Origin of the sequence: Oceanobacillus sp. FSL W7-1293, assembly GCF_037969815.1 — a bacterium.
Lineage (GTDB): Bacteria > Bacillota > Bacilli > Bacillales > Amphibacillaceae > Oceanobacillus > Oceanobacillus oncorhynchi.
In genome coordinates, this window is the sequence record NZ_CP150212.1 from 2,028,895 (window position 1) to 2,055,394 (window position 26,500).

General features: G+C 37.0%; 27 protein-coding genes. 20 read left to right on the plus strand and 7 right to left on the minus strand.

What is annotated here, in order from left to right:
- The first annotated feature begins 122 nt into the window (after positions 1-122).
- Complete coding sequence (locus MKY65_RS10020; RefSeq protein WP_339184422.1) at positions 123-362, plus strand: hypothetical protein; 240 nt, start codon at positions 123-125, stop codon at positions 360-362.
- A gap of 120 nt (positions 363-482) precedes the next feature.
- Here the strand turns inward: MKY65_RS10020 and MKY65_RS10025 are convergent, their stop codons facing one another.
- The 5 genes from MKY65_RS10025 to MKY65_RS10045 are packed head-to-tail and all read right to left on the minus strand — an operon-like array spanning position 483 to position 4,565.
- A complete protein-coding gene (locus MKY65_RS10025; protein WP_339184423.1) occupies positions 483-1,979 on the minus strand; it encodes a PH domain-containing protein in 1,497 nt (498 codons plus the stop codon).
- Positions 1,976-2,470: a PH domain-containing protein gene (locus MKY65_RS10030; RefSeq protein ID WP_339184426.1), complete on the minus strand. Its 495-nt coding sequence runs from the start codon at positions 2,468-2,470 to the stop codon at positions 1,976-1,978. Before MKY65_RS10030 ends, MKY65_RS10025 begins: the two co-directional genes overlap by 4 nt.
- A 45-nt stretch (positions 2,471-2,515) precedes the next feature.
- Complete coding sequence (locus tag MKY65_RS10035; RefSeq protein ID WP_339184428.1) at positions 2,516-3,427, minus strand: ABC transporter ATP-binding protein; 912 nt, start codon at positions 3,425-3,427, stop codon at positions 2,516-2,518.
- Positions 3,428-4,123, minus strand: coding sequence for an ABC transporter permease subunit (locus tag MKY65_RS10040; protein WP_339184430.1), 696 nt, complete (start codon positions 4,121-4,123; stop codon positions 3,428-3,430).
- Between the two features lie 19 nt (positions 4,124-4,142).
- A complete protein-coding gene (locus MKY65_RS10045) occupies positions 4,143-4,565 on the minus strand; it encodes a DUF4064 domain-containing protein (protein WP_339184432.1) in 423 nt (140 codons plus the stop codon).
- A 153-nt stretch (positions 4,566-4,718) separates the two neighbouring features.
- Between MKY65_RS10045 and MKY65_RS10050 the strand changes: the two genes are divergently transcribed.
- The 14 genes from MKY65_RS10050 to MKY65_RS10115 all read left to right on the plus strand — a co-directional run bounded on the left by MKY65_RS10050 (position 4,719) and on the right by MKY65_RS10115 (position 17,829).
- Entirely contained in the window at positions 4,719-5,432 is a 714-nt protein-coding gene (locus MKY65_RS10050) for a response regulator transcription factor (protein ID WP_339184435.1), read from the plus strand.
- Positions 5,429-7,180 (plus strand): HAMP domain-containing sensor histidine kinase, encoded by a 1,752-nt coding sequence (locus tag MKY65_RS10055; protein WP_339184438.1) that lies wholly within the window; start codon positions 5,429-5,431, stop codon positions 7,178-7,180. The genes MKY65_RS10050 and MKY65_RS10055 overlap by 4 nt, the downstream gene beginning before the upstream one ends.
- 130 nt (positions 7,181-7,310) lie before the next feature.
- Positions 7,311-8,021 (plus strand): response regulator transcription factor, encoded by a 711-nt coding sequence (locus tag MKY65_RS10060; protein WP_339184441.1) that lies wholly within the window; start codon positions 7,311-7,313, stop codon positions 8,019-8,021.
- Positions 8,018-9,475 (plus strand): ATP-binding protein, encoded by a 1,458-nt coding sequence (locus tag MKY65_RS10065; RefSeq protein WP_339184444.1) that lies wholly within the window; start codon positions 8,018-8,020, stop codon positions 9,473-9,475. Before MKY65_RS10060 ends, MKY65_RS10065 begins: the two co-directional genes overlap by 4 nt.
- A 3-nt stretch (positions 9,476-9,478) precedes the next feature.
- Positions 9,479-10,558: a hypothetical protein gene (locus MKY65_RS10070; RefSeq protein WP_339184447.1), complete on the plus strand. Its 1,080-nt coding sequence runs from the start codon at positions 9,479-9,481 to the stop codon at positions 10,556-10,558.
- Between the two features lie 117 nt (positions 10,559-10,675).
- Positions 10,676-11,689, plus strand: coding sequence for a hypothetical protein (locus tag MKY65_RS10075; protein ID WP_339184449.1), 1,014 nt, complete (start codon positions 10,676-10,678; stop codon positions 11,687-11,689).
- An 18-nt stretch (positions 11,690-11,707) separates the two neighbouring features.
- The gene (locus MKY65_RS10080; RefSeq protein ID WP_339184452.1) at positions 11,708-11,899 is read left to right on the plus strand and encodes a hypothetical protein; all 192 of its coding nucleotides are present in this window, start codon (positions 11,708-11,710) and stop codon (positions 11,897-11,899) included.
- Between the two features lie 13 nt (positions 11,900-11,912).
- A complete protein-coding gene (locus MKY65_RS10085; protein WP_339184455.1) occupies positions 11,913-12,095 on the plus strand; it encodes a hypothetical protein in 183 nt (60 codons plus the stop codon).
- A 302-nt stretch (positions 12,096-12,397) separates the two neighbouring features.
- Positions 12,398-13,321: an ABC transporter ATP-binding protein gene (locus MKY65_RS10090; RefSeq protein WP_339184457.1), complete on the plus strand. Its 924-nt coding sequence runs from the start codon at positions 12,398-12,400 to the stop codon at positions 13,319-13,321.
- A complete protein-coding gene (locus MKY65_RS10095) occupies positions 13,314-14,264 on the plus strand; it encodes an ABC transporter permease (RefSeq protein WP_339184459.1) in 951 nt (316 codons plus the stop codon). The genes MKY65_RS10090 and MKY65_RS10095 overlap by 8 nt, the downstream gene beginning before the upstream one ends.
- A 24-nt stretch (positions 14,265-14,288) precedes the next feature.
- Complete coding sequence (locus tag MKY65_RS10100; RefSeq protein ID WP_339184462.1) at positions 14,289-14,693, plus strand: DUF4064 domain-containing protein; 405 nt, start codon at positions 14,289-14,291, stop codon at positions 14,691-14,693.
- Between the two features lie 126 nt (positions 14,694-14,819).
- Positions 14,820-15,005: a hypothetical protein gene (locus MKY65_RS10105; RefSeq protein ID WP_212929491.1), complete on the plus strand. Its 186-nt coding sequence runs from the start codon at positions 14,820-14,822 to the stop codon at positions 15,003-15,005.
- Positions 15,006-15,277: 272 nt separating this feature from the next.
- Positions 15,278-16,072 carry an ABC transporter ATP-binding protein gene (locus MKY65_RS10110; RefSeq protein WP_339184465.1) on the plus strand — a complete coding sequence of 265 codons (795 nt, stop codon included), beginning with the start codon at positions 15,278-15,280 and terminating at the stop codon, positions 16,070-16,072.
- Complete coding sequence (locus MKY65_RS10115) at positions 16,069-17,829, plus strand: hypothetical protein (RefSeq protein WP_339184467.1); 1,761 nt, start codon at positions 16,069-16,071, stop codon at positions 17,827-17,829. Before MKY65_RS10110 ends, MKY65_RS10115 begins: the two co-directional genes overlap by 4 nt.
- Positions 17,830-18,248: 419 nt before the next feature.
- On the opposite strand, the gene MKY65_RS10120 is transcribed toward MKY65_RS10115, so the two are convergent.
- Positions 18,249-19,361, minus strand: a complete 1,113-nt coding sequence (locus tag MKY65_RS10120) for a citrate synthase/methylcitrate synthase (protein WP_339184469.1) — start codon at positions 19,359-19,361, stop codon at positions 18,249-18,251.
- 113 nt (positions 19,362-19,474) lie between these two features.
- Between MKY65_RS10120 and MKY65_RS10125 the strand changes: the two genes are divergently transcribed.
- The 3 genes from MKY65_RS10125 to MKY65_RS10135 all read left to right on the plus strand — a co-directional run bounded on the left by MKY65_RS10125 (position 19,475) and on the right by MKY65_RS10135 (position 21,914).
- Complete coding sequence (locus MKY65_RS10125; RefSeq protein ID WP_339184471.1) at positions 19,475-20,356, plus strand: LysR family transcriptional regulator; 882 nt, start codon at positions 19,475-19,477, stop codon at positions 20,354-20,356.
- 92 nt (positions 20,357-20,448) lie between these two features.
- Entirely contained in the window at positions 20,449-21,222 is a 774-nt protein-coding gene (locus MKY65_RS10130; protein ID WP_339184474.1) for a TetR/AcrR family transcriptional regulator, read from the plus strand.
- Positions 21,223-21,323: 101 nt separating this feature from the next.
- On the plus strand, positions 21,324-21,914 hold the full coding sequence (locus MKY65_RS10135; RefSeq protein ID WP_339184476.1) for a GNAT family N-acetyltransferase: 591 nt from the start codon (positions 21,324-21,326) through the stop codon (positions 21,912-21,914).
- Between the two features lie 159 nt (positions 21,915-22,073).
- On the opposite strand, the gene MKY65_RS10140 is transcribed toward MKY65_RS10135, so the two are convergent.
- On the minus strand, positions 22,074-23,447 hold the full coding sequence (locus MKY65_RS10140) for a transposase (RefSeq protein WP_339181899.1): 1,374 nt from the start codon (positions 23,445-23,447) through the stop codon (positions 22,074-22,076).
- 1,020 nt (positions 23,448-24,467) lie between these two features.
- Here MKY65_RS10140 and MKY65_RS10145 point away from each other — a divergent pair.
- Both MKY65_RS10145 and MKY65_RS10150 read left to right on the plus strand, forming a co-directional pair.
- Entirely contained in the window at positions 24,468-25,019 is a 552-nt protein-coding gene (locus tag MKY65_RS10145; protein WP_339184478.1) for a dihydrofolate reductase family protein, read from the plus strand.
- A 314-nt stretch (positions 25,020-25,333) separates the two neighbouring features.
- On the plus strand, positions 25,334-25,777 hold the full coding sequence (locus MKY65_RS10150) for a GNAT family N-acetyltransferase (protein WP_339184480.1): 444 nt from the start codon (positions 25,334-25,336) through the stop codon (positions 25,775-25,777).
- The last annotated feature ends 723 nt before the right edge of the window (positions 25,778-26,500 follow it).

The window sequence follows — 26,500 nt, forward strand, 5'->3', positions numbered from 1 at the left end:
TAAAAGGTTCAAATAAAAAAGTATATATCTCCGTATGTTTCTTCACATCCATCACAAAAAAATGAGAACCAGGCTTACATAATAATTCGTGTCCTGTTGCCCAATATAGGAGGAATGTTTTCATGGTAAGAACGGACAGCATGGAAGGAAAAAGGAATACGAATATCTATTTTTTAACAGGTATTGTGGCTATCATGATGCTTGCCGCTTTTCCAGAAATATATTCGTGGTTTTTCCCATTCTATTTTTTGGTGATCAGTATCATTTGTTTTGTCAGAAATAAAACAAAAGCTGAAAAGTTTTTTGCTTATGTTTCCTTATTATTAGCAATAGGAAGCATGATTCTTTTTTCCTTCTTTTAAAAAGCAAATAGTGATTCATGAAAGGAACAGGCGTGATTCCTCTGTCATTCTATGATGGAGGAATCACGCCTGTTTTGAGATGTAAGCAGAAGCTTTCAACTCTAAATAAATGCAGATGCACTATTTCTTTAACATATACCATCTGCTAAAATCTTGACACCATTCAATGGGAAGGTTGCTGATCCTTGTATACACAACAGGCCTTGCACGATTGCTTACTACAATAGAAGCTAATCCCAGCTTTTGCTGGACGGTATGACGTGTCAGCTGAAATTCTGCTATTTTAGTTCTCTTAGACAAGAAAAATCTTGTATTAAAACCGCCAGTCTTAAACTGCACAATGGAGTCGTTCACTGCATAGCGCGTCTGGTAGAAATAAAGCAGTCTAGACATGATTACCAGGATGAAAATAACGATGGAAAGTATCCACCAGGGTATTTCCAAGCCTAAAAAGTCAGGTTTAACATAATAAAGCAAGCCTGTTGCAATCATCCAAACCCAGCTGGGCTTTAGCATCTGAAGCAGCCAAGCTTTTTTAGGCAAACGATTCATTTCTGAAGTTACCTGATAAGAGGGTAATATTTCTTCAATCATTGTGTATGCACGCTGTACAGGAAGAAAAGGATACAGTCTGTTTACTTCTGCATCTTCACTGCCTGTATTTCCTGCACAAATCAATTTTATTTCCGCAATTCCAAGAGCTCTTTTTATCCATGATTGATGTATGCTGACAGCTTGCACATTTGCTTTGGAAATAGTAAAGGCAGTTCTCTCTGAAAATCCCTGTGTAATGTAAATCTTTTCGATATCAGAAGCAATTTCATATTTGCCGTATCGAAATATAGTTAACACGCTGCCGGCAGCTATCGCAATCAGTATGATCAAGATGATGGAAACGAGAATAATCCACCAGGGCCAAGCGTCCAGAATATCGGTGAACACATCTTCCGCTTGTGCGCCGAAAGAAAAGAATTGTATGAAGTTTGATAGGAGCGACCATACAATGGGAAACACGGCTATAAAACTAAAGGATGCTAAGGAAGCTTTGAAAATATCATAGGCTGTCGGCGAGAAATGAACGATAGGATCTGCATTATACGTATCTGTTTGAACGTTTTCAGCTACCTGGCCCGGGAATTCTTTCTCATAGGTATTTTCTGAATGGTTCAACCTCCCTGTTGCACGAATGTGTTTTTCAATTTCCTGTGCTTCTTTCTGTGTTAGAACATGAAAGGTTACCGTGCTATTATCTCCGGCTGTACTTGTTTCCAACGTGAGTGAAATCATGTTGACCATGCGATGGAATAGGGAAGCTTTCCGTCTGGAATGCTGAATCGTGGCATAAGGGATCGTTCGGCTGTTTGTTATCATGAACCGCCGGTTTAGCTGCAGATTTTCATTTCCAACTTTATATTTGCTGGTAAACCATCGAATGGGAATGGCCAAAAGAATAAGCATAAATATCAAAACGATTGCCAAACGGCCATAGGTAAACAGCCAAAAATCAGAATTTGCTCGAATAATAAATAAAAACAAGAATAAGAAGAACATGTTTTTAATCAAGCGCCAAATATCGTAGATCATAAGCAGGGGATGATACCGTTTTTCTTGATTCATGCGTCCCGCTCCTTTACATTCGCATAGCCTGCGATTTGCTGGCGCAGTTCCATCGCCTCTGTTTCATCTAAAGCGGGAATGGTATGCTCCGTTGTTATCGTGTTGACCTTCAGCTGATAAAGCTGATATTTTCTCATGAATGGTCCTTGATGAATGGATACGGATTGGATCTTCGTCATGGGTATCATCTGATGTTTTTGAAAAAGCGCTCCTGACCTTAATTGTAAAAATTCCTCACTGACCCCAAAACGCCAATGCTGATACCGTTTTTGGAGTTTGAAGGGGGTGAAGCTCATATCGATAATCGTGAACAAAATCAGCCCCATGATGATCCAAGCTATCCATTCTTTCCATGAAAAAGAATAGCTAAGATAGAGGAATAGACCAAGTATACCTAAGCCAATTACATTCGAAAGGACTTCATTCATAAGCCAAACCTTGATACTATATTTGGATAATCTGCGTTGTGGTGCTGGAATGTCTTTTATCAAATTAAATCACCTTTCATTTTTCCTGCTTTGTTATACAGACTTCATTTACTCTAGATTAAGAAAAATTTCCTCAAGGGACGGTTCTTCTACTTCTAACCGAAATACATCAATGTCCTGCCTTACAAATTGTTTATTTACTTGCGGAATATACTCCTTTGAAGCCACAATGATTTCGGAAGCTGTTTCCCCGATTTGAATTTTTTCGACAAGCGCTGTGAAGGAAGACTGTAAGTGTACTTGCTCCTTTTCAGAGAGGGCGCGATGATGAATATGAATCACGATGTCCTGCTGATATTGTTCCCGCAGCTGTTTCATCGTTCCCTGCGTTTGAATGCTTCCCTTGTTCATAATCGCAATCTCATCACATAATTTCTCTACTTCATTTAAATTGTGAGAGGTTAATAGAATCGTTGTTCCTTGTGAAGCAATTTCTTTAATTAATGCATGAATGTTCAAAACGGCGTTGGCATCCACGCCGGATGTTGGTTCGTCCAAAAAGAGCAGCTTAGGCTGATGAATAATGCTTTGGGCGATGCCCAGTTTCTTTTTCATTCCAAACGAAAACTTTTTCACTTTGACATGGACAGCGTCCTCTAAACCGACTTGTTCGAGAACATGGATAATCTCCTGCTTAGTAAGCGATTGTTTGACTAACTTCTGAAAGTAGTTTAAATGATGGTACGCAGTTAAATCATCATAAAAGGTAGAATAATCCGGCAGTACACCAATTTCTTTTTGAATCGATTCCAGCCTTTTTTCAGGCTGTCCCAAAACTTCAAAGGAACCGGAGCTGGGCTTGATAAGTCCGGTCACCATATTGATAAACGTGGATTTTCCTGCTCCATTTTTCCCGAGAAAGCCAAAAATCGTACCCTCGAGAATGTGTAAATCAATGGAATCAACAACTATTTTCTTTCCATATGATTTAGTTAACTGATGTGTTTGCAAAGCTTCCATTTATAAATCCCTCTTTCTAAAGATGAATAAGCTTAATACAATAAATAAAATGGGGAAAAGCACTACGAAATAAGCATAGTAACTGTACGTTTCTTCCTGCATGTAATAAAAATAAGGTGTAACATAGCCAATGGCTTTCACAAATAAATTATCTGTTCCTGTACTCCATAAACCAAGCACCGGCAGAGCAACCGAAATAATGATACCTAAAAACATACTTAGAGATGGCTTTGGAATAACGGTTGATAGAAACAGTGTCAGGCCGATAAAGTAAGATACAAAAACAATTGCTTGAATCAGATTTAAAACGGAAAACGATTTTGAAAATGGAATGATGAGTAACAAAGCGCCGGTAAGACACACAGCCCAGAACAAAAAGCTCCCGATAAATTTACCGAGAATAATATGATTCCGACTTGTTTTTGTTGCTAAAAAACGGATGGTCCGTGTATCTATTTCTTTATTGACGATATTGTGGGACAGGCTGGTTACAAACAAAGGCGCAGCTAAAATCAATAAAAGCATTAATCCCATCATATAAGCATCCTGTCCAAGTCCTAAATCCTGAAGGGGAGCTTCAAATTGGCGGACTAATCTGGCGGCGCCGACTGTGACACCAAATAAGACGGCAATTATTAAAATCGATCGGATGCTCGTAAATAAACCTTTAAACTCTCTAAAAGCGACTGTAAACATAAATTCATCTCCTCGTTTCCTATGTATGCCTGCTGGCAGAACGGCTGCGGATTATCGCCATGATTCCGGCAATCAAATAGACTATACCGCCAAAAACCCCTAAACCGATTGTTGAAAGCGTGCCAAGTATGGCTATCCCAATTAATAGAATTCCAGCCGATTTTCCGTTTGTTTCTTTTTTCAATAAGTAAATAGCTGCGGATCCTAAGATTATCCAGGTGAAGGAAATGACAGCTAAATAGATAAATAAATAACCTATATAAGTGATGATTTGCTGTTCGCTGAATTCAACTATATTTTCATCCTCCATAAAAGATTGGACTAACTCCAGCGTCTCAGGGCTTCCCTCGACATTGCCATACAACAGGATGCTTCCGGCGAATAGTACGCCAAATAATAAAATGCCAATGGCTGTTAAGATCATTTCTGCTTGGTGCTTCATACCCACTACTCCTTCTTATGTTTCTTTACGTTCACTCTAGCAAACGCAGCTGTCTGCTAGTTGAACAGAACATTACCAATAAATTAAAAAAGCTTCGATTTGTTCAACTGTTCGTAAACTTGCTATGGTACGATACCAATGGAGGTGTCATACATGGAGGAACAAACAGATATTTTGATTGTTGATGATGAGAAAGCAATTGTAACTATGTTAGAAATGATGCTGAAGAAAGAAGGATTTCAGCGTGTACATAAAGCTTATACCGGGCAGGGAGCCATTCAGATATTAAAGCAACATAAAATAGAAGTGATTATTTTGGACGTCATGCTTCCAGATGGGAGTGGCTTTGATTTTTGTCCGAAAATCAGAGAGCTGACAAATGCGTATATTCTCTTTTTAACGGCAAAAGTATCCGATTTAGATGTGTTAACAGGGTTTGCAACTGGGGGAGATGATTATGTCACCAAACCATTTAATCCGTTAGAGGTGGCGGCAAGGATTAAAGCGTATTTAAGAAGATCTGCTAAAACTGAAGCTGCTATACCAGAAAAATCCAGCAACTATGACTTTGGCCATTTTGTCCTGGATGAAAGCGCAGGTGTGTTAACGGTGAATGGAGAGGATGTTCCATGCCCGACACAGGTCTACTTGCTGCTTCTTTATTTTTGTAAGCATCCAAATAGAATTTTTTCCAAAGCGGATTTATTGGAGGCTGTTTGGGGTTTTGAACATTTTGCAGATGAGAATACGGTTTCGGTACATATTAGAAGAATCAGAGAAAGAATTGAGGTCAATCCGAGTAAACCGGAATTTTTACTTACTGTTCGGGGATTGGGGTATAAATTGGTGAAAGGAAATGCCTCATGAAGAAATTACGGAGCCGGTTGTTTTTCCATTTTTCGATTCAGTTTGGATTTATTTCTTTGTTGATGATTGTTGTTGTAGTCGCTGCTTTTTTTATCGGTTTGTATTCCCTTTCTAATGTGGAAAGAGATGAGGATTATTATCAAACGCAGCTAGAAGAACTTGCAATTGAGGTTGGCGATCCGTACGAATATAAAGAATTTGGGAACGAAATCAGCGATGCATTACCTGAGAAAACGTGGCTGCAAATTATTGATGAAGAGGGAAAAGTGGTTGAATCTGCAAATGTACCGGAAGATATAAAAGAGAATTACAGCAGTTTTGACATTGTACAAATGAAGGAGAGAGAGCAGCTAGGAGAATATGCTATCAAATATACATTAGAAGAGCCTTTATTTGCGAGTGACGATGCATATTTATTTGTGCTTGGTTACCAAGAACCAGGAAAAATTCTTATTAATGAATTATCAGAAAATACGAATGCAAACGGCAGGATTTCCGAAACAGACCAGCCTGAGGTGGAAGAGAAATTAAGCCAGCTTGAAGGAACACTTTCTATTTATGATGAAACAGGAGCTATTATTCAACAGTTTGGTAATCAGGAGCAAATAGAAGGGCAGCCATTAGAAATAATTGAAAAAGACACTTCTCCCGATCTTTTCACTGAAAAACAGTATACTTACCTAGATAGAGGTTCAGGTAATTCGTGGATTTTATATACTTCAAATGAACAAAGTCAGGATATGCCATTAACATTGTATAGAGATATTACGCTAGTATTCGTTGGTTTAACTGGGGTTATATTGCTAGTAACATTCTTAATCTCTTTTTGGACGAGTTTTCGTTATGGAAGCCCTTTGTTTATTTTTTCAAATTGGCTCAACCGGATGGGGAATGGAAACTATAAAGAAGTTTTAACAGAACAGGAGAAGAAAAAAGTATATCGGAAAAATGGCAAATTAAAAAGAAGATATAAGTTGTATAAAGAGGTTTTCCAGGCATTTGATGAGATGGCTGAAAAACTGGATGCTTCCCAAAAAGAAAGAGAACAGCTGGAAAAAAGCAGAGAGGAATGGGTTGCTGGAATTTCCCATGATCTTCGCACACCTCTGACTACCATGGAAGGCTACGGGCGCTTGCTGGGAAATAAGGAATACGATTGGTCGAAGCAGGAGCTTCAAGAGATTGGAGATACCATCACTGAAAAAAGTGATTATATGGTAGATCTAATTGAAGACTTTACGCTCAGCTTTCGATTGAAAAATGATGCCAGCAGCTTAACGTTTAACGCGGTGAGTATCAATGAATATATGGAGCAAATCTTAGAGAAGTTTCAAAAGGATGTCACCTTTAAGGATTATCCAGTTGTATATGAACCGATTCAACCAGATAGGAAAATAGAAGTGAATGAACGGTTGTTTGAAAGAATGATTGATAATCTGATGTATAATGCTTGGAAGCATAATCCGCCTGAAACTGCTGTAAAGGTAGAGGTTGCTTACTCTGAAGAAGAAAAGGCACTGGAAATCAGAATTACCGATAATGGAATGGGCATGGATGAGGAAACGCAAAAGCATTTATTCACCCGCTATTATCGCGGCACCAATACAGAGGAAAGAAATGAAGGGACAGGGCTTGGCATGAGCATTGCCCTGCAAATCGCCAAGCTGCATCAGGGGGCTATTTCGGTACAATCCGAAAAAGGGCGAGGCACCACCGTAACAGTAGTTTTGCCTTATGATAGAGATTAATCAAAGAACGCGTTACAGCAAGGGAAAACTGTAACGCGTTCTTACATAGAAATTATTAACTAAAAATAAAGAATTCAAAGGCAGCATCATGCATGATTTATACTTAAAGTAGTCAGAGAGAGGGGTTCCAATGGAAGAGAGAACAAACATTTTAATTGTAGAAGATGATTATGAAATTGCCCGGATTATGAAGGGTCATCTGGACAGGGAAGGGTTTCAAACGACATGGGCATCTACTGGTGTAGAAGGCTGGGAGGATTTTAAAGCAGGTTCCTTCTCCATCGTGCTTGTTGATTTGATGATGCCGGAGATGGATGGCTATGAGCTCTGTGAAAAAATTCGTTTGGAAAGCGATGTGCCCTTATTAATCGTCAGTGCAAAAGGAGAGGATGACAGTAAAATACGCGGACTGAATTTAGGTGCAGATGATTATTTAACCAAGCCGTTCAGTCTTAAGGAATTAACGGCACGGGTTCAATCCCATTTAAGAAGATATCAGCGTTATACAAGTAAAAGCTATGATGCGCAAATGTCACAATATGCACATGGATTAGCGATTGATTTCTTAAATGACGCAGTATTTTTGGAGGGTGAGCTTCTTGTTCTGACGGCGAAGGAAAAGGAAATTTTATTCTTACTTGCCCGGAATCCGTTTATTACGTTTGAGAAAGCACACATCTATGAGCATATTTGGCAGCTGAAAAATGTGAACGGTAATAATACGGTGACCGTGCATATTAAGAGTCTTCGCACGAAATTAAAGGACACTGGAAAACAGGCTAAATTTATTCAAACAGTTTGGGGAGCTGGGTATCGTTTTGTAGGAGAGCCGATGCCATGAAGATTAAAAATTGGCTGATGGTGAGCCATCTTGTGGTGATGCTGCTGCCAATTGTGGCGGTGTATCTGCTTTATGTTAATTTACAGAGTTATAATCAGGAAGAAAATTTAAAAGAATATGTTGATTTTCAAATACTAGTTTCCAATCTAAATGAGACTTTGAATGATGTTTCTTTATATCAATCTTTGGATAATAACCGTTTTCAAGAATTAACAGAGATTGGTGATGATAATCTGAGCATCGATTTATATCGTTATGATGGCCTTCATGTATTCTCAACGATGGAGGGGAATACTGGATATTATCCATTACAAAATCAGGATAGAATACTTAAAAATCTAAATGAGATGCAGAGACGACCAAAAACGTATGTGTATAAGAGGCCTGTATTTGATGAGAATGATCAGCTGGCTGGTGTTTACGAAATTACACAAGGAAGAACAGATTGGGTTGAGACCTCCAATCAGCAGCTATTACTTACAATCATTCTTTCAGGGATTTTTTTCATTCTGCTCTATGTTATTGTCATACGAGCGATAAACCGTAAACTGAATCGCCCGCTGCATCAGTTGCAAGCGCATATGCAAGCTTTTGCCGTTGGGAAAAATACTGATAAAAAACTAAATCAATCAAAAGATGAAATTGGAGAATTAAATAACCAATTTGAGGAAATGAAAAAACAAATTACAGAAACAAGAGAGGAACTTGTCAAACAGCAGGAAGAAAAAGAATATATGGTGGCTGCTTTATCGCATGATTTAAAAACACCTCTGACGGTAATCCGCACCTATACGGAGGCTATGGAAAATCATGATTTATCAAAGGAAGAAAGGACAGAATACCAATTGATTCTCAATGATAAATTAAATCATATGAAGCAATTGATTGATGATTTATCTATTTTCACAGCACTGCAATCCTCTAAGAATATTCTCCAACCGGTGCAAGTAAATGGAGAAGAGTTTTTTGACATGTTATTTTCAGGCTATGAAGAACCATGTGCGAAGAAAAATATTCAGTTAACTACTGAATGGCATGTTAGAAGCGCTTATGAATTGGATCCAAAACAAATGATTCGGCTGGTAGATAATCTCATGGATAATAGTATTCGTCATACACCAGAGCATGGTGAAATTTGGATAGGGGCAATAGCATCAACAAAATCACTGCCAGATTGGGTTTTCCCTGAATTAAAAGAAGAAGTAAATCTGTGGAGAACAGATGGAACGGTACTTCTGATTCAAAATGAAGGAAAAGGAATGGAAGAAAGCCAGATGAAAAAAGTATTTGAACCATTTTATCAAGATGATATTTCCAGAGGGAAAGGAACAAGCTCAGGCCTTGGCTTAAGTATTGCAAAATTTATTATGGAAAACCATGAAGGAAAAATAAATATCTGGTCAACAGCAGGAAAAGGAACGTTGTTTGCCTGCTGGATTAAAGAGAGGAGATAAATTATGTCTAAATTTAGATGGAAAGAAAGCTTGATAGCAGCTAGTATTTTGTTTCTGGTATTAGGTGGATGTTCACAAAATGTGGAGGTATCTGCAGAGGAGATTATTCATAATGTGGTGGAAACAGAAGTAGAGGAAATAGATGAATTTTATGGGAAATCTGAAATGACAGTATATGAAGGAGAAGACATCATAGAGGAATCGGTAATGGAAGAATACGCTTCAGGAAATAATCGGAAAATAATCATGCGTGGAGATACAGAAGCAGGGGAAGAAGAAATAGAGACGCTTAATAATGGCGAAAAAATGGTGATGTATAATAAAAGTGACGGAACAGCGCAGGAAATGGATACATCCGTTTTCGAAGGTATTCAAATCAGTCCAAAAGAGATTTTTCAAAATATGCTGGCTGGAATGGAAGACTCTCATGACTATGAAGTAATTGGAGACGAACAATTATTGGATCGAGATACCTTTCATATGAAGCTGGAGGCGAAAGAAGCAAATAGTTTAATGGGAGATATGGAGATTTGGGTAGATAAGGAAACGTGGATAATTCTAAAAACCATTTCAGAAACAGGTGATTCTAAAATGGAATCAGTTTATACAGAGCTGGACTTTTCGCCTGATTTTACAGAAGATACATTCACACTTGATATTCCGGAAGAGATAGAAATTACAGATATGGAGGATAATTTTTCTTCTGAATTTATTTCCGTAGAAGAAGCAGAAGAAGAGCTTGGGCAAGCTTTCTATATGTTTTCTGAAGAAGATTATCATTTGGGCGAAATTGAACTATATGGTTCAGACGGGGAATTGCAGAGAAAAGAATTAAATTTAACCTATATATCAGATGATGAAATACCTATGTTTAATTTATCTATATTTGAGTCTCCAGAGGACATGGAAATAGAAGAATCAGATGTTGAAATTAGAGGGAATGTTGCAGCATATGAAGAATCCATCAACAATTATTACTGGGATGAAGATGGTTTGCGTTATTCTTTACTGATTAATGATCCGGATATAGAAGAAGAAATTTTGGAGTTGACGGAAGAGATGATATTAAGTTCAGAACAATAGAAGAGATCAGTTTTTCAAATGCATTTTCCACATCAAAAAGGCTGCATACCGTCCAATGTATATAAAAAGAACATAGGCCCGTATGCAGCCTTTTACCAAATCAGGAGGCGAAAAGATATGAACATATCTGCAGAAGAAATAATGCGCAAGGCAGTTGAAGCAGGAGAAGGAATGGATCATTATTATACGTTATCCGAATCAAAAGTATATCAAGGAACAGAATTAATGGAGCACAGTATCTTAGAAGAATACGTCGGAAATGGCAAAAGAAAAACCATTACGCATGACCAGCTGGCAGGGGAAGATAAAAGAACGGAAGCCTTGAATGATGGTAATAAAACGATTATCTATGATAAATATAATCGTAGCGCATTCGAGATGGATATAACAGCGGATGGAGATGTAGAATCATATGATTCTACAGGGGAAATGAATGGAATGCTGGGCATCACGAAGAATACTCATGAGCTTGAAATAATAGGAGAAGAAAAAATACTAGATTTTGATACATTCCATATAGAAGCAAAAGCAAAAGTTTCTGATCATGTATTTGGAGATACAGCATTGTGGGTGGACCAGAAAACTGGATTTATTATTAAAATGATTTCCGAAGCGGGCGGCATCCGAACAGAACTGGAATATAAGGAAATCGATTTATCACCAGTATTTGCAGCAGATATCTTCACTTTGAATATTCCAGATGATGTTGAAATAAAGGATTTAGAATCATTTGCTCCAGATACAGTAACATTAGCGGAGGCAGAAGAAATTCTTAAACAATCATTCTATCTGTTTCCCGAAGATGAGTTTATTTTAAAGGATATCGAAATGCATCACATCGACGGAATAATAACTCGTGATGAGTTAAATTTAACGTATTATTCTAAAGCAGATATGCCAATGTTCTCTTTATCCATTTTCCACTCACCTAAAGGTATGGAAATTGAAAAAGCTGATGTGGAAATTCGGGGAAGGAAGGCAGCCTATGAAAAGGTTGTCAATAGTATTACTTGGGATGAAGAGGGGTTAAGGTACTCCATCATTATGATTGGCTCCGAAGTTGAGAAAAATGAAATGGTAGAGAAGGCGGAAAGTATGGTGCTGAGCTCGGACTTAAATAAACACCCTTGAAACAGGAGTTGATTCCCCATGAAAAAAATAAAGATACATCCGCTTATTATTGTCGCTTTATTCATCAATACATTAGGAAACGGATTTTCTGCTTATCGTCTTTCTGATGATGATAGAACTGCTGCTATTACTTTAGCAGTGTTGTGCTTATTTACATTAACTTTAGCTGTTTATGGTATTATTCGAAATCGGAAAATAAATGAAGAGTAAGGAGATGTGGGCAATGTCCATAGAGGTGACACTTACAGCAGCTATTATTTCCATCGTTATATGGAGTGCAGTGTCCTGGGAGCTTACAAAATCTTCAAAAGAGCAGAATGGAAAATTAATCACTTTATTAATGTCTGCGGGCTGCTTATCAACAATTCTTCTGTTGGTTCCGCTTTTTGAAACTCTCTTATTGTAAAAATGATCTTCTATCAATGTTTGAATGAAGGAATTTTTTATGGAAAATATAACGATCTTCGCTTTATTTATCTTCGTATTCACTTCAATGATTTAGGATTTTATATATATTTGTATTTTGATAGATACAGCAGAGAATCATTCCCATCTAAAAAGGCAAGTGAAATTTTTTATCGTAGCAATGGAGATTATATTTATAAGTATGCAGCGTGCAGAATAAATAGTGAAAATAAACTTATGAATTTCATTATTTTGTAAAAATACCGATAATAAAGACAACAATATTTTATGGAGGGAACTTTTTTGGAAAAACCAGCAATGAAACTAATTGATTTAAAGAAAACAATTGTAAAAACCGAAATTATTAAAGGGCTAAACTTTGAGATTAAATCAGGAGAAGTCTTTGGCTTTATTGGCCCAAACGGAGCAGGTAAGACAACGACTATTCGGATGATGGTAGGCTTAATAAAAATGTCCGGCGGAGACGTACAGATACTCGGCAAAAGCATTAAAAACGATTATAAGGAGGCCATTAAAGAGGTTGGCGCAATCGTTGAGAATCCGGAAATGTATCCGTTTATGACAGGGATGCAAAATCTGATACATTTTGCACGTATGCTTCCTAATGTCAGCAAGGAGCGGATACAGGAGGTTATTTCCTTAGTAGGCCTGGAAAAGGCGATCAAAGAAAAAATCGGCAAATACTCGTTAGGAATGCGGCAAAGGTTAGGGATTGCTCAAGCCTTATTACACAATCCGTCTGTTTTAATCTTAGATGAACCGACAAATGGTCTTGATCCTGCTGGTATCCGAGAAATCCGGCACTATATTCGACGTTTGGCTGAAGAGCAAAATGTTGCAGTTATTATTTCCAGTCATCTGTTATCAGAAATCGAATTAATGTGTGACCGGATTGGGATTATCAAAAATGGAGAGCTTATTACGATTCAAAATGTTCATGATGCAGCAGATACAGAGCAGGATTCCCATCAGATTCAGATGGAAGTAACCCCTGCAGAGAAAGCAATGGAACTGTTAAGCACAGAGTATGAAATTGAGGCTGTTCTAAAAAGTGATTTGATAACCTTTCAAAGTCAAAGAGAAGAGATTCCTAACATCATTCAAACATTCGTTCGGAATGATATTTCCATTTACCAAGTGGAAGTATCCAGAGCAACATTAGAAGAAAAATTCTTTGATTTGATTGGAGAGAATGTTATTGAGTAACCTGATGAACTTAATTCGAAACGAAATTAATAAAATATATATACAAAAATCGACCTGGATCATGTACATACTTTTAGCAGTAATTATTGCGGGATATGGTATGTTAACGAACTTTTTCGGTGACGTAAGAGAGGATTACAGCCAGGATTCTTGGCGTGCGGAGCTGCAGGAAGAGAATGAAGAGTTAACCAAAGAGATGGAAGAAGAGGAGCTCCTGCAAGATTTTAATACGGGTCAGATTGAGCAAAACAATTACTATTTAGAAAATGATATTCAGCCGGCGGGGTATGATGCGTGGCAATTTGTGATGGAGATGAACATCATGCTGTCCATCGTAAGTTTATTAACGATCATTATCGCAGCAGGGATTGTTGCGAATGAATTTAGATGGGGGACGATAAAGCTTTTACTGATCCGGCCTATTTCGAGGTCAAAAATACTATTATCCAAATATTTGGCAGTCCTGCTATTCGCTTTGATCACACTGTTATTTGTCGTTGTCTTTTCATGGGTGATTGGTGCCGTGTTCTTTGGTGTGGAAGGATTAAATCCGCATATCGTCATGGATAAGGTTGGCGGATTGGAATGCGTATCAGTTATTCATGAGATATTTACAAACTATGGCTATAAACTCGTTAATTTAGTAATGATGGCAACCTTTGCCTTTATGATTTCAAGCATTTTCCGCAATAGTGCACTTGCCATTGGAACAGCGGTATTTCTAATGATGGCTGGGAATTCCATTGTCAGTTTTTTCTCGGAGTATGCATGGGCTAAATATATCTTATTTGCGAACACAGATTTAAGCCAATATGCGAATGACGCACCTTGGGTGGAGGGGATGACGTTGCCGTTTTCCATCATGGTTTTACTTGTTTATTTTGCAGTGTTTTTAGCAGCTTCTTGGGGAATATTTACTAAGAGAGATATTGCAGGTCAATAAGAGATTTAGGGAGGTATAAAGATAATGAAAAGAACGGTTGAAATTGTATTAGGTGTCATTGGAATGGTCGGATATGGACTGGTTGCAGCTTTAGGCGGGTTTATGTTATTTCTGCAAAATAATGAAGACCTCCTTCAAGAAGTAGTAGAGCAAAATCCAGAGATGGGGCTTAATGATCTGAATACGGTCATGGAAGGAATGGGCGCAGGAGGCTGGGCGCTTCTCATTACGTCTATCCTCGCGATTATTTTGAGCCTTGTGTCAATTTTCTTGATTAAAGGGAATAAACGGCCGAAAGTTGCAGGTTCGATTTTCATTGTGATTTCTATCTTAGGTTCGATTGTTACCGTAGGGTTTGGTATTATTCCTGGCATCTTCCTGCTTATTAGCGGTATTATGTGTCTGGTTCGGAAGCAAGGAACTCTATAAGACTATTTTAAAGAGAAGAAGCTGTCATCAAAGGAAGGATATATTTGATGACAGCTTTAAAATTTTATTATTTAACTGCGAAATGAAAGGAATTGATGAAGCAAAGAGGAAGCGGAGGTGTTAAAAGTGAATAATAAGATTACATATGTCATATTTGCAGTAAGTATGCTGCTAATCCCATATTTTATCTTTCAAATTATTCATCATACGGGTAATCTAGGCTGGCAAATTTATTCAGGTTTGATGATTAATTGTTCAATTATCGCTGCACTGCTTATTGTCAGTCATTGGAGAGACGTGAAAAATCAATAAGTTATGGCATGATGAAATCTATTTAAAAAGCTAGTATCGTACTTTAAACTATTTTACACGCAGGGCAGGATTTGTAATAATTAGGGTGCTGAGTAATTAATAATGCACAAATATTAGCGGAATATATTTGAAAGGAATTAATTGAAAGTTAATAATATTTACTGTATAAAAAAACAAATAACAAATGTATTGATTTGATTGTTGAAGAAATAGCAGAAAAATAAAGTTACTCTTTTACCGAATAAATGAATGAAATATATAGGAGGCAAAAAATGAGTGAACGATCCATCAAAATTTTAGAGCTTGAAAAGAAATATGGAAATCAAGCTGCTGTCAAACAGGTTAATTTTGAAGTGAGAAAAGGCGAACTGTTTGGATTTTTAGGGCCAAACGGAGCAGGAAAAACAACGACGATTAAAATGATGACTGGATTGCTTGAGCCAACAAATGGAACGATTGAAATAAATGGGAATGATATTTGGAAGAATCCGCTTGAAGCAAAAAAGCAGATTGCTTATGTTCCAGACCAGCCAAATTTATATCCGAAATTAACAGGCTGGGAGTATTTGGAGTTTGTGGCGTCTGTATTTCAAATACCTTCAGCTCGTTTTAAAGAACGGGCGAAGCAGTTACTGTCCATATTTGGACTGACGGACCGGGCTAATGAATTAATAGAAGGATATTCTCATGGGATGAAGCAGAAAATTGCAATCTGTGGAGCACTCGTCCATGATCCGAAAATTTTATTTTTAGATGAACCAACCGTGGGGCTTGATCCTAAAAGTGCACGGAATCTTAAAAATTTGCTCAGAGAAGAATGCGATAAAGGCATGACGGTGTTTTTAACAACACATATTCTTGAAATCGCGGAACAGATGTGTGACCGGATCGGTATTATTTCAGATGGTGCTATCATCGCACTTGGAACAATGGATGAATTAAGGGAAAAAGACGGACGTGCAGAGGGAAGTCTTGAAGATATTTTCTTAGAATTAACAGGCAGTGATGATCAAGAAGCGATTATTCAGGAGATGGCGAAAGAAAATCAACCAGGTGGTCCATCATGATAAAAGTTTTGCTCAAGAATCAGCGCAGAATATTTGTAAATACACTCAAATCACAAAATCTGAAAAATTATTTTGCCTATCTTTTTGTTTTTGCAGTCTTGGCTGTTCTGCTGTTTTTTGTCTCTCAGGAGATATGGAACATTGCCGGTTCGGTGACTGAGCCCATTTTAGATGGGATCTTTTCTTTCAGCTTGTTAATGATTATTGGAATGATTATTTTAATCGGGATGCCAGAAGTGTTTAAACACTTGTACTCGGCAACCGATTTAGAGTTTCTGTTCACCATGCCGATTAAAACGAGGCAAATTTTTATAATGAAGTACATGCAAAGTTTTATCGGCACACCTTTGACTGTTTTTTTATTTCTTTTAGTACCACTTACAGCTTATGGGGTGGCCAGCGGCGCAAATATTATCTATTATTTCGTACTTGTATGTATGTTGTTTACAGCGGCTACCATTGGGCTTTCCATTGCCTACCTGCTTAATTTGGTTGTCATACAGCTTATTCCTGCAAGACGAGCAAATGAATTGATGACAGCGATGACCTTTCTGTCAGGATTGTTTGTCTATTTGATATTTATGTTGCCGCAAATATCAAATAACCGTTCATTATCAGAGTCGCTTATGGCAGGGCTTCCAGTTTTACCGGATTGGGTACCGGTAAGCTGGGGAAGTGATGCATTAATTCAGGCAGCAAATGGTTCAATGAGCTTTTTCTTGCCAATGATTTTATTGATACTTTTTGCCGGAGTGTTGATTTTACTTACGACGACATTAGTTGAAAAAGGATTTCGTACGGGTTGGATTAGACTAAGTGAAGGAAGCGGGAAAAAGAAAAAGCGTAAACCTAAAAAAGAGCGTGCGGAGGGTGTATCACATCCAGTTATTGCGATCGGGAAGAAAGAATGGTTTTCCATTAAGCGTGATATGAGAGAATGGATGACATTTTTACCACTCGCCTTTTTCATCGTTTTTCCTGTGATTGGCTTCATAAGTGGTGGCATCCGCTTAAGTGACCTTCGTGGATTTAATGATATTTCATGGCCCATTGCTCAAGGCTTCTTTTTATGTATTTATGCATTGTTTAACGGACAGCTCGCTGCCTCGGCTATTTCACGGGAAGGATTGTCTGCGTGGATTTTACGCACGCTCCCATTATCAGGCCGCAATATTGCCTTAGGAAAACTATGGATCAGCTGGTTACTTCCATTTATTATTTTAACGATCTTGGAATGTATTGTAGGAGTATTTCTTGGTTGGGCATGGTGGCAGTTTATCTTTGGGATTGTGGTGAAAGCAGGAATTACAATCGGAATCACCTCCATCGGCATTTGGATCGGGACAATTGGTGCACGGTTTAATCCGAGCAACCCGCAACAGCGGTTAACCTTTGGAACATCTATGTTTCTATTATTGTTGGCATATGTGTATTTGGCTATTTTAAGCATCCCTTACGCATTAATGCTCGTACCTGGTGAGGCAGCTCCATTTGTCGTTGATCTGGGCGCGGAAACTTCTGGGTTTTTTGGTTTCGTATTTAGCTTATTTGGCGTTTTGCTTACATGGAAAGCAAGTAATCCAGTGATAGTAATCAGTCTTGGCTTGCTGCTGATGTTCGTATTGTCTATTGGCCTTGCGTGGTTGTTCTTGTATGTGAGTGCGAAGCGGATTAATCGTGGGGTTACTATTGATATAGTGAGTGAGACGAGTGGAAAGACTTTGTTTAAACAGAAATCTGGAAAAAGTTTGTATTAAGCTTTGTTTTTTAGTGAGAAAGCCAATTTTGCTGGAAGGTGAAGCGGTAATTAATGAAAATATAACTATTTTATGTTCGGTTTGCATGAGTCAGATAAATCAGGTGTAAGAATGAGGAGGCCTTGTATTGAAAAAGATTCAAGGAGGCCCTATATTTAATACAAAAAAGCGTACGTGTTACAGGTTTCTGGATGACACTAATTTTGATATTTAAGCTATTGGGAGTAACGGAAGTAATCAACATTCATAACGTATCGTGGGCTGTAGTTTTGCCAATTGGTATTGTTGGTATCTCTTTACAAATTTTTAGTAACTTTATGGCGGAGAACCGCTCGCAAAACTCCCGCTGAAAGCAGTTTCGTTTTATCGATTAATATTTTAGTGCAGTATTACCTATTACCAAAGAGGCTGGTCTTCACCTAGCCTCTTTGAGTATTTTCATTAACCATATTTTCTGGTCCAGTATACTCAGAAAGCGGACGGAATATCCGATTGTTTTCTGCCTGCTCCAGAACATGAGCACTCCATCCGGCTGTCCTGCTGGCAGTAAATGTTGGTGTATACAGCATTTCCGGCAGATTTATAGCTTTGAAAACAGCTGCTGCGTAAAACTCCACATTGGTATAAAGTCTCCGTCCAGGTTTATATTCTTCCAGCAGACGAATAGCGGTATTTTCCACATGCCTTGCAAGGACAAACCAATCATCATCGGCTGATAAACTTTCAATGACATCGCTTAATGCTTCAGCCCGGGGGTCATTTGTTTTATACACACGATGTCCGAATCCCATCAGTTTTTCATTGTTATTTAGTTTTTTTCTTAACCAATCTTCGGTATTTTTCATTGTACCTATCTCGTTTAACATTGACATGACACCAGTTGGTGCACCTCCATGCAATGGTCCTTTCATAGCACCAATTGCTCCACAAACGGCAGAAAATAAATCAGATTCAGTAGAGGCAATTACCCTGGACGTGAATGTTGCGGCATTCATACCATGTTCTGCTGTAAGTATAAAATAAGCGTTTAAAACCTTGATATGTGCGTCTTTCGGTATTTTACCAGTAAGCATATACAAGTAATTGGACACATGATCTAATTGGTGATTAGGCGCAATAAATTCTAAATGGTGTAAAGATCGATAACGATAAGCAAGTATAGTTGGTATGATAGCTGTGATACGGATTGCTTCTTCTAATGTTGGCGGCCATTCTGGATTCGCTTTCAAAGAAGATATGCTTGTTCTTAAAACAGCCATCATTTCCATGTCTTCTGGTAATTCATCAATAATACGTATAATGGACTCCGGTAAATTTCTTTCTTCATGAAGCTGCTTTTTCATTTTTTTTAATTCATTTTGTGCCGGCAGTTCCCCATACCAGAGTAAATAGATAACTTCTTCAAACATATACTTACGAGCTAATTCGTCCGCTTCGTATCCACGAAAAATCAAACGCCCATCTTCACCGTCTACAGAACTCAAATTGGTTTGTACTGCTGTAATACCTTCAAGACCAGGTCGAAAATTCATAATAACTCCTCCATTTTTACTATTTGTGTCTATTATAAATGAGATATATAATAATGAATATTAGTTATTTATTAAGTGAACGATTAAAAATCATAATCAATTAGGAGGAAGAGATGAATATAAATTGGTTACGGACTTTTATTATGGCTGCAGAAAATGAAAATTTTAGAAAAACGGCAGAAAAGCTATATATGGCACAGCCAACGGTAACGGCACATATTAAACAACTTGAAAGAGATATTGGCACACAATTTTTTAGCCGGTCTGGACGTAATATCATTCTTACGGAAGCTGGACGTCGATTTTTACCGCACGCCCGGTTAATATTATCCAATTATGACCGCGGGACACATGATTTACTAGCTTGGGAACAGGGGTATAAAAGGAAGTTAACCGTCGCTATTTCTCCATTATTAGCTGCCTCCATTCTCCCATATATTATTAGACAATTTATGGAGCGGCACATGGATGTGGAAGTGATTGTGCAGATAAAAGAATCAATGGAAATAAGCGAAATGATTGAAAAGGGCGAAGCAGATCTCGGATTATTGCAAATGAAACCCGTACAAGGATCACTGCATGTGGGGAAAATAAAAGAAGATGATGTGATTTGTGTATGCTCCCATGATGGCGGTGATTTAGAAAGCAGCCCGCCTATTGATATTCATGATCTATTTGAAAATCAGACATTATTCACCTACAATCATCCAGAATACTGGGATGATCTATTAAATGCGATCCATGTAAAGTATCACAAGGTACGTACTATGGTTGTTACACAGGTCCACATTACGAAAAAATTTATCGAGGAAGGGCTTGGTTTCTCTTTTCTTCCTAAAATCGCTTTGAATCGGGAACTAATGGAAGGGAGATTACTGGAAGTAAGAACACCGGAGTTAAAGCTTCCAAAGGCATCTACTTATTTAGTTACTCGAGCGGATACAGAAGAAAACAGGTTGTTTCAAGATTTTCTTGGTGAATATTTCTCGTATTAATATTTTCAGATTTGTAAGGATTCATGAAGGAGATAATGATAAATAGGTAATTTTGCAACACAAAAGAATGGCCAGAGTATGAAGAAAGGAAATTGGAAGGTTGGCACCCAAATATTGAATGCTTAGAAAGAAAAATAATTTCTTATGGAGTATATTTAGCTTTAATTGACGATGTTAACTATTATTACAGCGTTATTCAAAAACCTACAATGAAAAATCCCTTGCAACAATATGACACAACATATATACTAATTGATGAAACGAAAAAACTAAAAAAGTTTAATTGGTTTTTTGAGGGGGTGATTACAATAGAATATCGTATCATTCAAGCTTTTGCAGAAGAATTAAAAGAAAATGGAATTAAATTTACAATGGATGATCTTGCACGAAGATTGGGGATTAGTAAACGTACGCTGTACGAACATTTTTCATCGAAAGCAGATATTCTGGATGCACTAATTGAAGACGCTTTTGCTGAAGTGGATAAGAAAAACGAATTAATTTTACAAAATGATGATATTCCAGTAACTGAGAAGATAAAAGAAGTGATTATCAGTTTACCGACTCACATCGAACTTGTTGATCGGCCAACGTTAGAACAAATAAAACGTTCTTTCCCGGAACAATGGGAGAAATTATCTGAAATGTATACAAAAGACTGGGATGAAATGGACGCTTTAATTGAGCAAGGAATTCGTGAAGGCATAATCGCCAATAAAAATGCAGCTTTAATTGTAAAGATGATAAGAGGAGCAGTGGAAACAGCTCAAGATCAACATTTCTATATCGTAAACGATATTTCCCTTACGGAAGCGTTATCGCAAATTGCTGATATTATTTTGTACGGGTTGGTTTCTAAAGAATAATAAAAGAGGTCTATGACTTATCCTCTTTTTTTGAGAAAACTAATAAAACTAAAATAGTTTTATAATTAAAAAATACAAATTAAGAGAAGGAGTGGAGTAAAATGCAAAAGGCTGTAATTGAAGTGAAGCAAATGAAAGACTTTAATAGCGACGTAAGAAAAGAAGCCGCTGAAGTGTTTGTGGATGGTTATAAAAAAGAATTAGGCTTTTTTTCAAAAGACCGAAAAAAATTAGTAGATGCATTTCAAAAAATGTTACATCCAGAGGTTTTCTACCTGGCTACACTAAATAGTGAAATTGTAGGCGTGCTCGCTTGTTCCGATAATAAAGAACGAGGACTTAACATTGATCGAAATACATTAAAAAAGCATTTTGGACTTGTAAAGGGAAACCTGGGATATCACTTTATGAAAGACGATTTTAATAAGAAACTTCCATATGATGATACGGGATATATTGAATGTGTTGCCACCTCAGTAAAAGCTAGAGGTAAAGGAGTTTCTACCGCTTTATTTCAGCATGTATTATATCATACCGCCTATCAGCGTTTTATTTTAGAAGTGATTGATACGAATAAAATAGCGTATCAAATGTATGTCAAACTGGGTTTTATCGATATGGAAAGGAAAAGAGAGCGATTTTCTTCTTTTAAAGGTTTCAAGGAGCGTATTTATATGAAGCTGGAGGTATAAATTATAACATTAGTGATGTTTCTTTATGATGGATGATTTAGGTCAAAAAAGAGAAGAAAAAATTTTTGATAAAACTATAAAAACATATATAGTTGAATGAATTTCATAATTGCTCTTTTTAAAAATACAAAGACGAACCGAATTTTCGAAAGTGTATTTTTAAAAACAAAAATTATGCGCTTGTTGTTGCTGAATAAGCTCTGCTTGGATGCGATCAGCAGCTAATTTGGAAGCATTATAAATCAAAGCGACCATGTCAAAATGAACTTTTGCACGCTTTCCAGTGCGATAACGAACATTGTTTAGCTGATAGAACTCTTTCAGATAAGCATTAACACGTTCTACTGCTGTCCGTTGTTTGAAAATATTTTTCCAAGCTTTTGATCCTCGTGCTGGTGCGGTATACCTTCTTAAATCGGTAGTTATCTTGATTTTATACACTTTTTGACAGATACCTTCATTCGCAAGGGGACAGTCGCTGCATTCCTTTGGTCTGGTATATTTCAATGTTTCGTATTTCGGATCAAAGCTGTCATATTTATAGGAATGTTCTCGCAAACAGGTTGGGGCAAAATCCTTATCAAACCCGATCATTTCGCCTTCATTGCGCTTATTATAGGCAATGACAGACTGTTGACACATGCGATGAATCTGTTCATAAATCGGTTCAAAATCATAACCCGCATCCAATGTCTGGTAAGAAGCAGACGTAAGCGGAAGTCGTTGATCCATTCCCTTCAATAGGGCAATAGCGGCTTTCCCATCATTTAAGCTGCCAGATGAAAACAAAGATTGCAGAATATATTGGCTGGATGCACCAACTGCGAGGTGGGCTTTATAGCCAAACCAGTATTCATTTTTACCATCTGCATTCTTTTTCACACCCCATTTGGGGGCTATTGGCACTTCTGCACGCAAGATGTCTAACGGAACGTCTAACTGTGCTTCGATTTTCTTTTCATACAATGGCAGGTTTGCTTCCTTTTCCGCTTGGTCTTTAAGGTACTGTTCGCGTTCTTCTTTGGATTTGCGTCCGCGCTTTTTTGGCGTAGTTTCTGATTTTTCTTCTTTTTTGGCAGGTGCCTTATCTCGTGCTTCAAAATGGGTTGCATCAATGGCAATGACTTCATCGACAATAAACCCTTCGGTGACGGCTGCCAGCGTTACGCTTTCGAAGGATTTTTCTAAAATATCTGATTCACTCAATTTCGTTACCAAGCGGGAATAAGCAGCTTCTGATGGTGTAGAATCGGAAACAAGAAATCCGCAGTTCATTTTAAAGATAAAGTCATCATTTAGACGCTTGATTAAGTCTTTGATGGTTGGGATACGCTCGATGTAGCGAATAAAAAAGGAAATAATCATCCCTGCATAATTTAGCTCAACAGGCGCTCCAAGCCGGGATTTCTTATTAATCGCATGATAAATACGATCCAGATCAATCGCTGAAATAATCGCTTCATATTTTTGGGTAGGTTCCATGTCATATAATTCTTGGATGCCAAATAGACTCGGTTGTCGTATAATGGTCATAAGAAGTACTCCTCCAGTCTTTTTATGGTTTTCTGGGTAACTACCATTATACAAGATTTGGGGAGGTACTTCTTTTTTTATGTTTCAAAAAGCTTGGGACACAAGGGCTTTGAATTATGAAATTCACTCAGTTTTATAATGAAAATTATATTTTGCATTATACGCTTTATTGAATGTTTTTATTTGCTGACCAGCGTTTTAAAGATGATTTAAAACGCTGATTCCAGATTTAAAGAAAAAAATATGATTAACCCCACTTATTCTAACTCAAATAAGTGGGGATAAATTCGGAATTTGATTTTTAGTGTTTCTTCATGCTAACTAATCATTCTACTAACAGTTGATCCAAGCCCCGTTTCCCAGAAGAAAAGGAATACAACCATTAAGCCAAACCAAGATATTCTCCAAACCTTATTATCAGAACGAAATTGGGTAAAATAAAAGAGACTCCAAATTACGAGTGAGGCCCAGACTACAATTCAATACTCAGGCAACACTCCGCCTTCGCTCATTCCTGCACCAAATAACGCTAAAGCGTTAAATGATAACAATAAAAGCAACACAATAATATTATAAATATGAAACGCTATCTTTCCCAATTAGATCAATCCTTTCAAGGGTATGTTTTTAATTCTAAATAATAGGTTGTTAGCTTATTCTATAAGAAAACTAATTTTCACCCAAACAAAGGCAACGGTTTTAAACATAAATTTCCATGCTGTCATGACTTTTAAAGCTTCCTTTAACACAGGGAAGATCGCACATAAAAATAAAAAATTATCTTTGCGATAGATAGTGTCGATAGGTAAGTTACATTAAATTCATTGTTCGATAATGGTTTTCTGCAACGCCTTGTCCTTTACTCTTGTCTCTTAATGACTGGACTATAAAAGGTAGCAATTGAAAAGAAATCAAAGCGTTATTTATGCTCTAATATAGAAAGTAAGCATTGGTCATAAGATTATTGAATATCATACATGTGTGATATTTTTAAAAATTTCTACAGAAAGGTTGAGTAGGATGAGAAAAATTGTCTTATCAATGGTCATGTCATTAGATGGATTTGTTGCAGGTGAAGACGGAGACAGCTCTTGGCATGTGATGGATGAGGAAATGCATGATTTTATGGATGACTTTTTGGATTCTGTAGATACACTACTTTATGGACGAGTTGCCTATGAGATGATGCTCCAGCATTGGCCCTCTGCTGAATTTGATAAAAAAAGCACTGAAAAAAATCGTTCATTTGCTAGAAAAATGAATAAGATGAAAAAAGTTGTTTTCTCTCGAACGTTGGAAAAGGCAGAATGGAATGCAAGATTGGTTAAAGGAAATGTGGCTTTTGAAGTGGAAAAACTGAAAAACCAGCCCGGCAAAAATATAGCACTACTTGCAGGCGCAAGCATTGCACAAACCTTTATCCAACATGATTTAATTGATGAGTATCGACTTATACTGAATCCTGTTTTAATTGGAAAAGGGCAACTGTTATTTAATGATGTTAATCAAAAACTTGAATTAATTGAATCACGAACGTTTCATTGCGGAAATGTGCTCTTAGTTTATAAATAAATACTTCCACCGCTATCCCTATTTATTATTTAAAAAGGATTGATACAAGAGATGTTAAAATGATAGAATTCCATTTATATGCATAAATGAAAAGGAACAGGGATGAGGGATAATTTGGAAGTGAATAAGATTCGAAATGAAATATCAGTTAAAGCAAAAAATGGGATAGGATTTTTATTAGCAGCTATTGTTATTTGGTCTATTATTACAATTATATTTTTATTGTCTATGGACATACAGCAAAAAATATTTTTAAAAGAAATCCATTGACAGGTGAAAATATAGAGTTGTTTTAACCAATTGGGGGAATACAAATGGAAGCATACCAAGCAACAATGGAAGATTTAGACGGCGTATCAAATTTATTTAATTTGTATCGAGTATTTTACGAACGAACATCAGACATAGAAGGTGCTAAAGCGTACATAAAGCAGCGTTTAGAACACAAGGATTCTGTGATATTTGTGGTGAAAAATCATCAAAGATATGTCGGATTTACCCAGCTTTATCCGACATTTTCATCCATATCCATGAAAAAAGCATGGATACTAAATGATTTGTATGTAGATGCAGAAGCAAGGAAACAGGGAATAGGAGAAAAGCTCTTACATAAAGCAAAGGATCTTGCAATGGAAACAGGTGCGAAAAGCATTGTTTTGGAAACAGCGCCGGATAATACTGTTTCTCAGAGATTATATGAAAAGAATGGATATATCCGGGATTCACAATTTTATCATTATGAATTAAACTTGAGTTAATTGCTGTTTGGATGCGTATTTGATTAAAGGGAGGGCGCTATATCTTAGTAAATATAATTGGAATAGGTTCAATCATTATTCTCTTAGGCATGGCGGCTATTACAAATACTTCATTCAGTAAGGTTGTAGTTGTATTATTCTTTAGTTCTTTGGCTTTGTTTATCGCGAGGCTAACGATGGAAAAGGAAAGCCTGCTGCATGCATTTATGGACTCGTTTGGTTTATTTTCTTTGATTGCTTTTATCGTGATTGTAATCAATTACTTTCGAAATCGTTCTGTTCATAATGAAAATTAATGAATCATATAATTAAAGGGAATAAAATCATATTAATTACAATCCGGCTAATAAATAAGCTCTCTAAAAAGGGCTTATTTATGCTTTGCTGGAGTTTTAGAAGTATCCTATAGAGCATTAACATTTAAACAACTACTGATTTACTAAAGTGATATACAGCAAGTGAATCAGCTTGAGAAATAAGCAATGGAATTATGTTATAATAAGTGCAAATATTGCATAAGATGGAACTTAAATAATAAGGTGACAAAATGAAATGCCGCCCTGTCAAATTTAGGAAAATCATTGAAGTAGGCTTCGATCCTTTTTAAAACTGTTTCCTCTGAAATGTGGGAAAAGTGCTCGAATTCTGGTCATTTACAATACCTTGGTAGTACCAATGGGTAAACAATCGTAGCTTTTAGTATAAATAGCACTTGTTATGTTT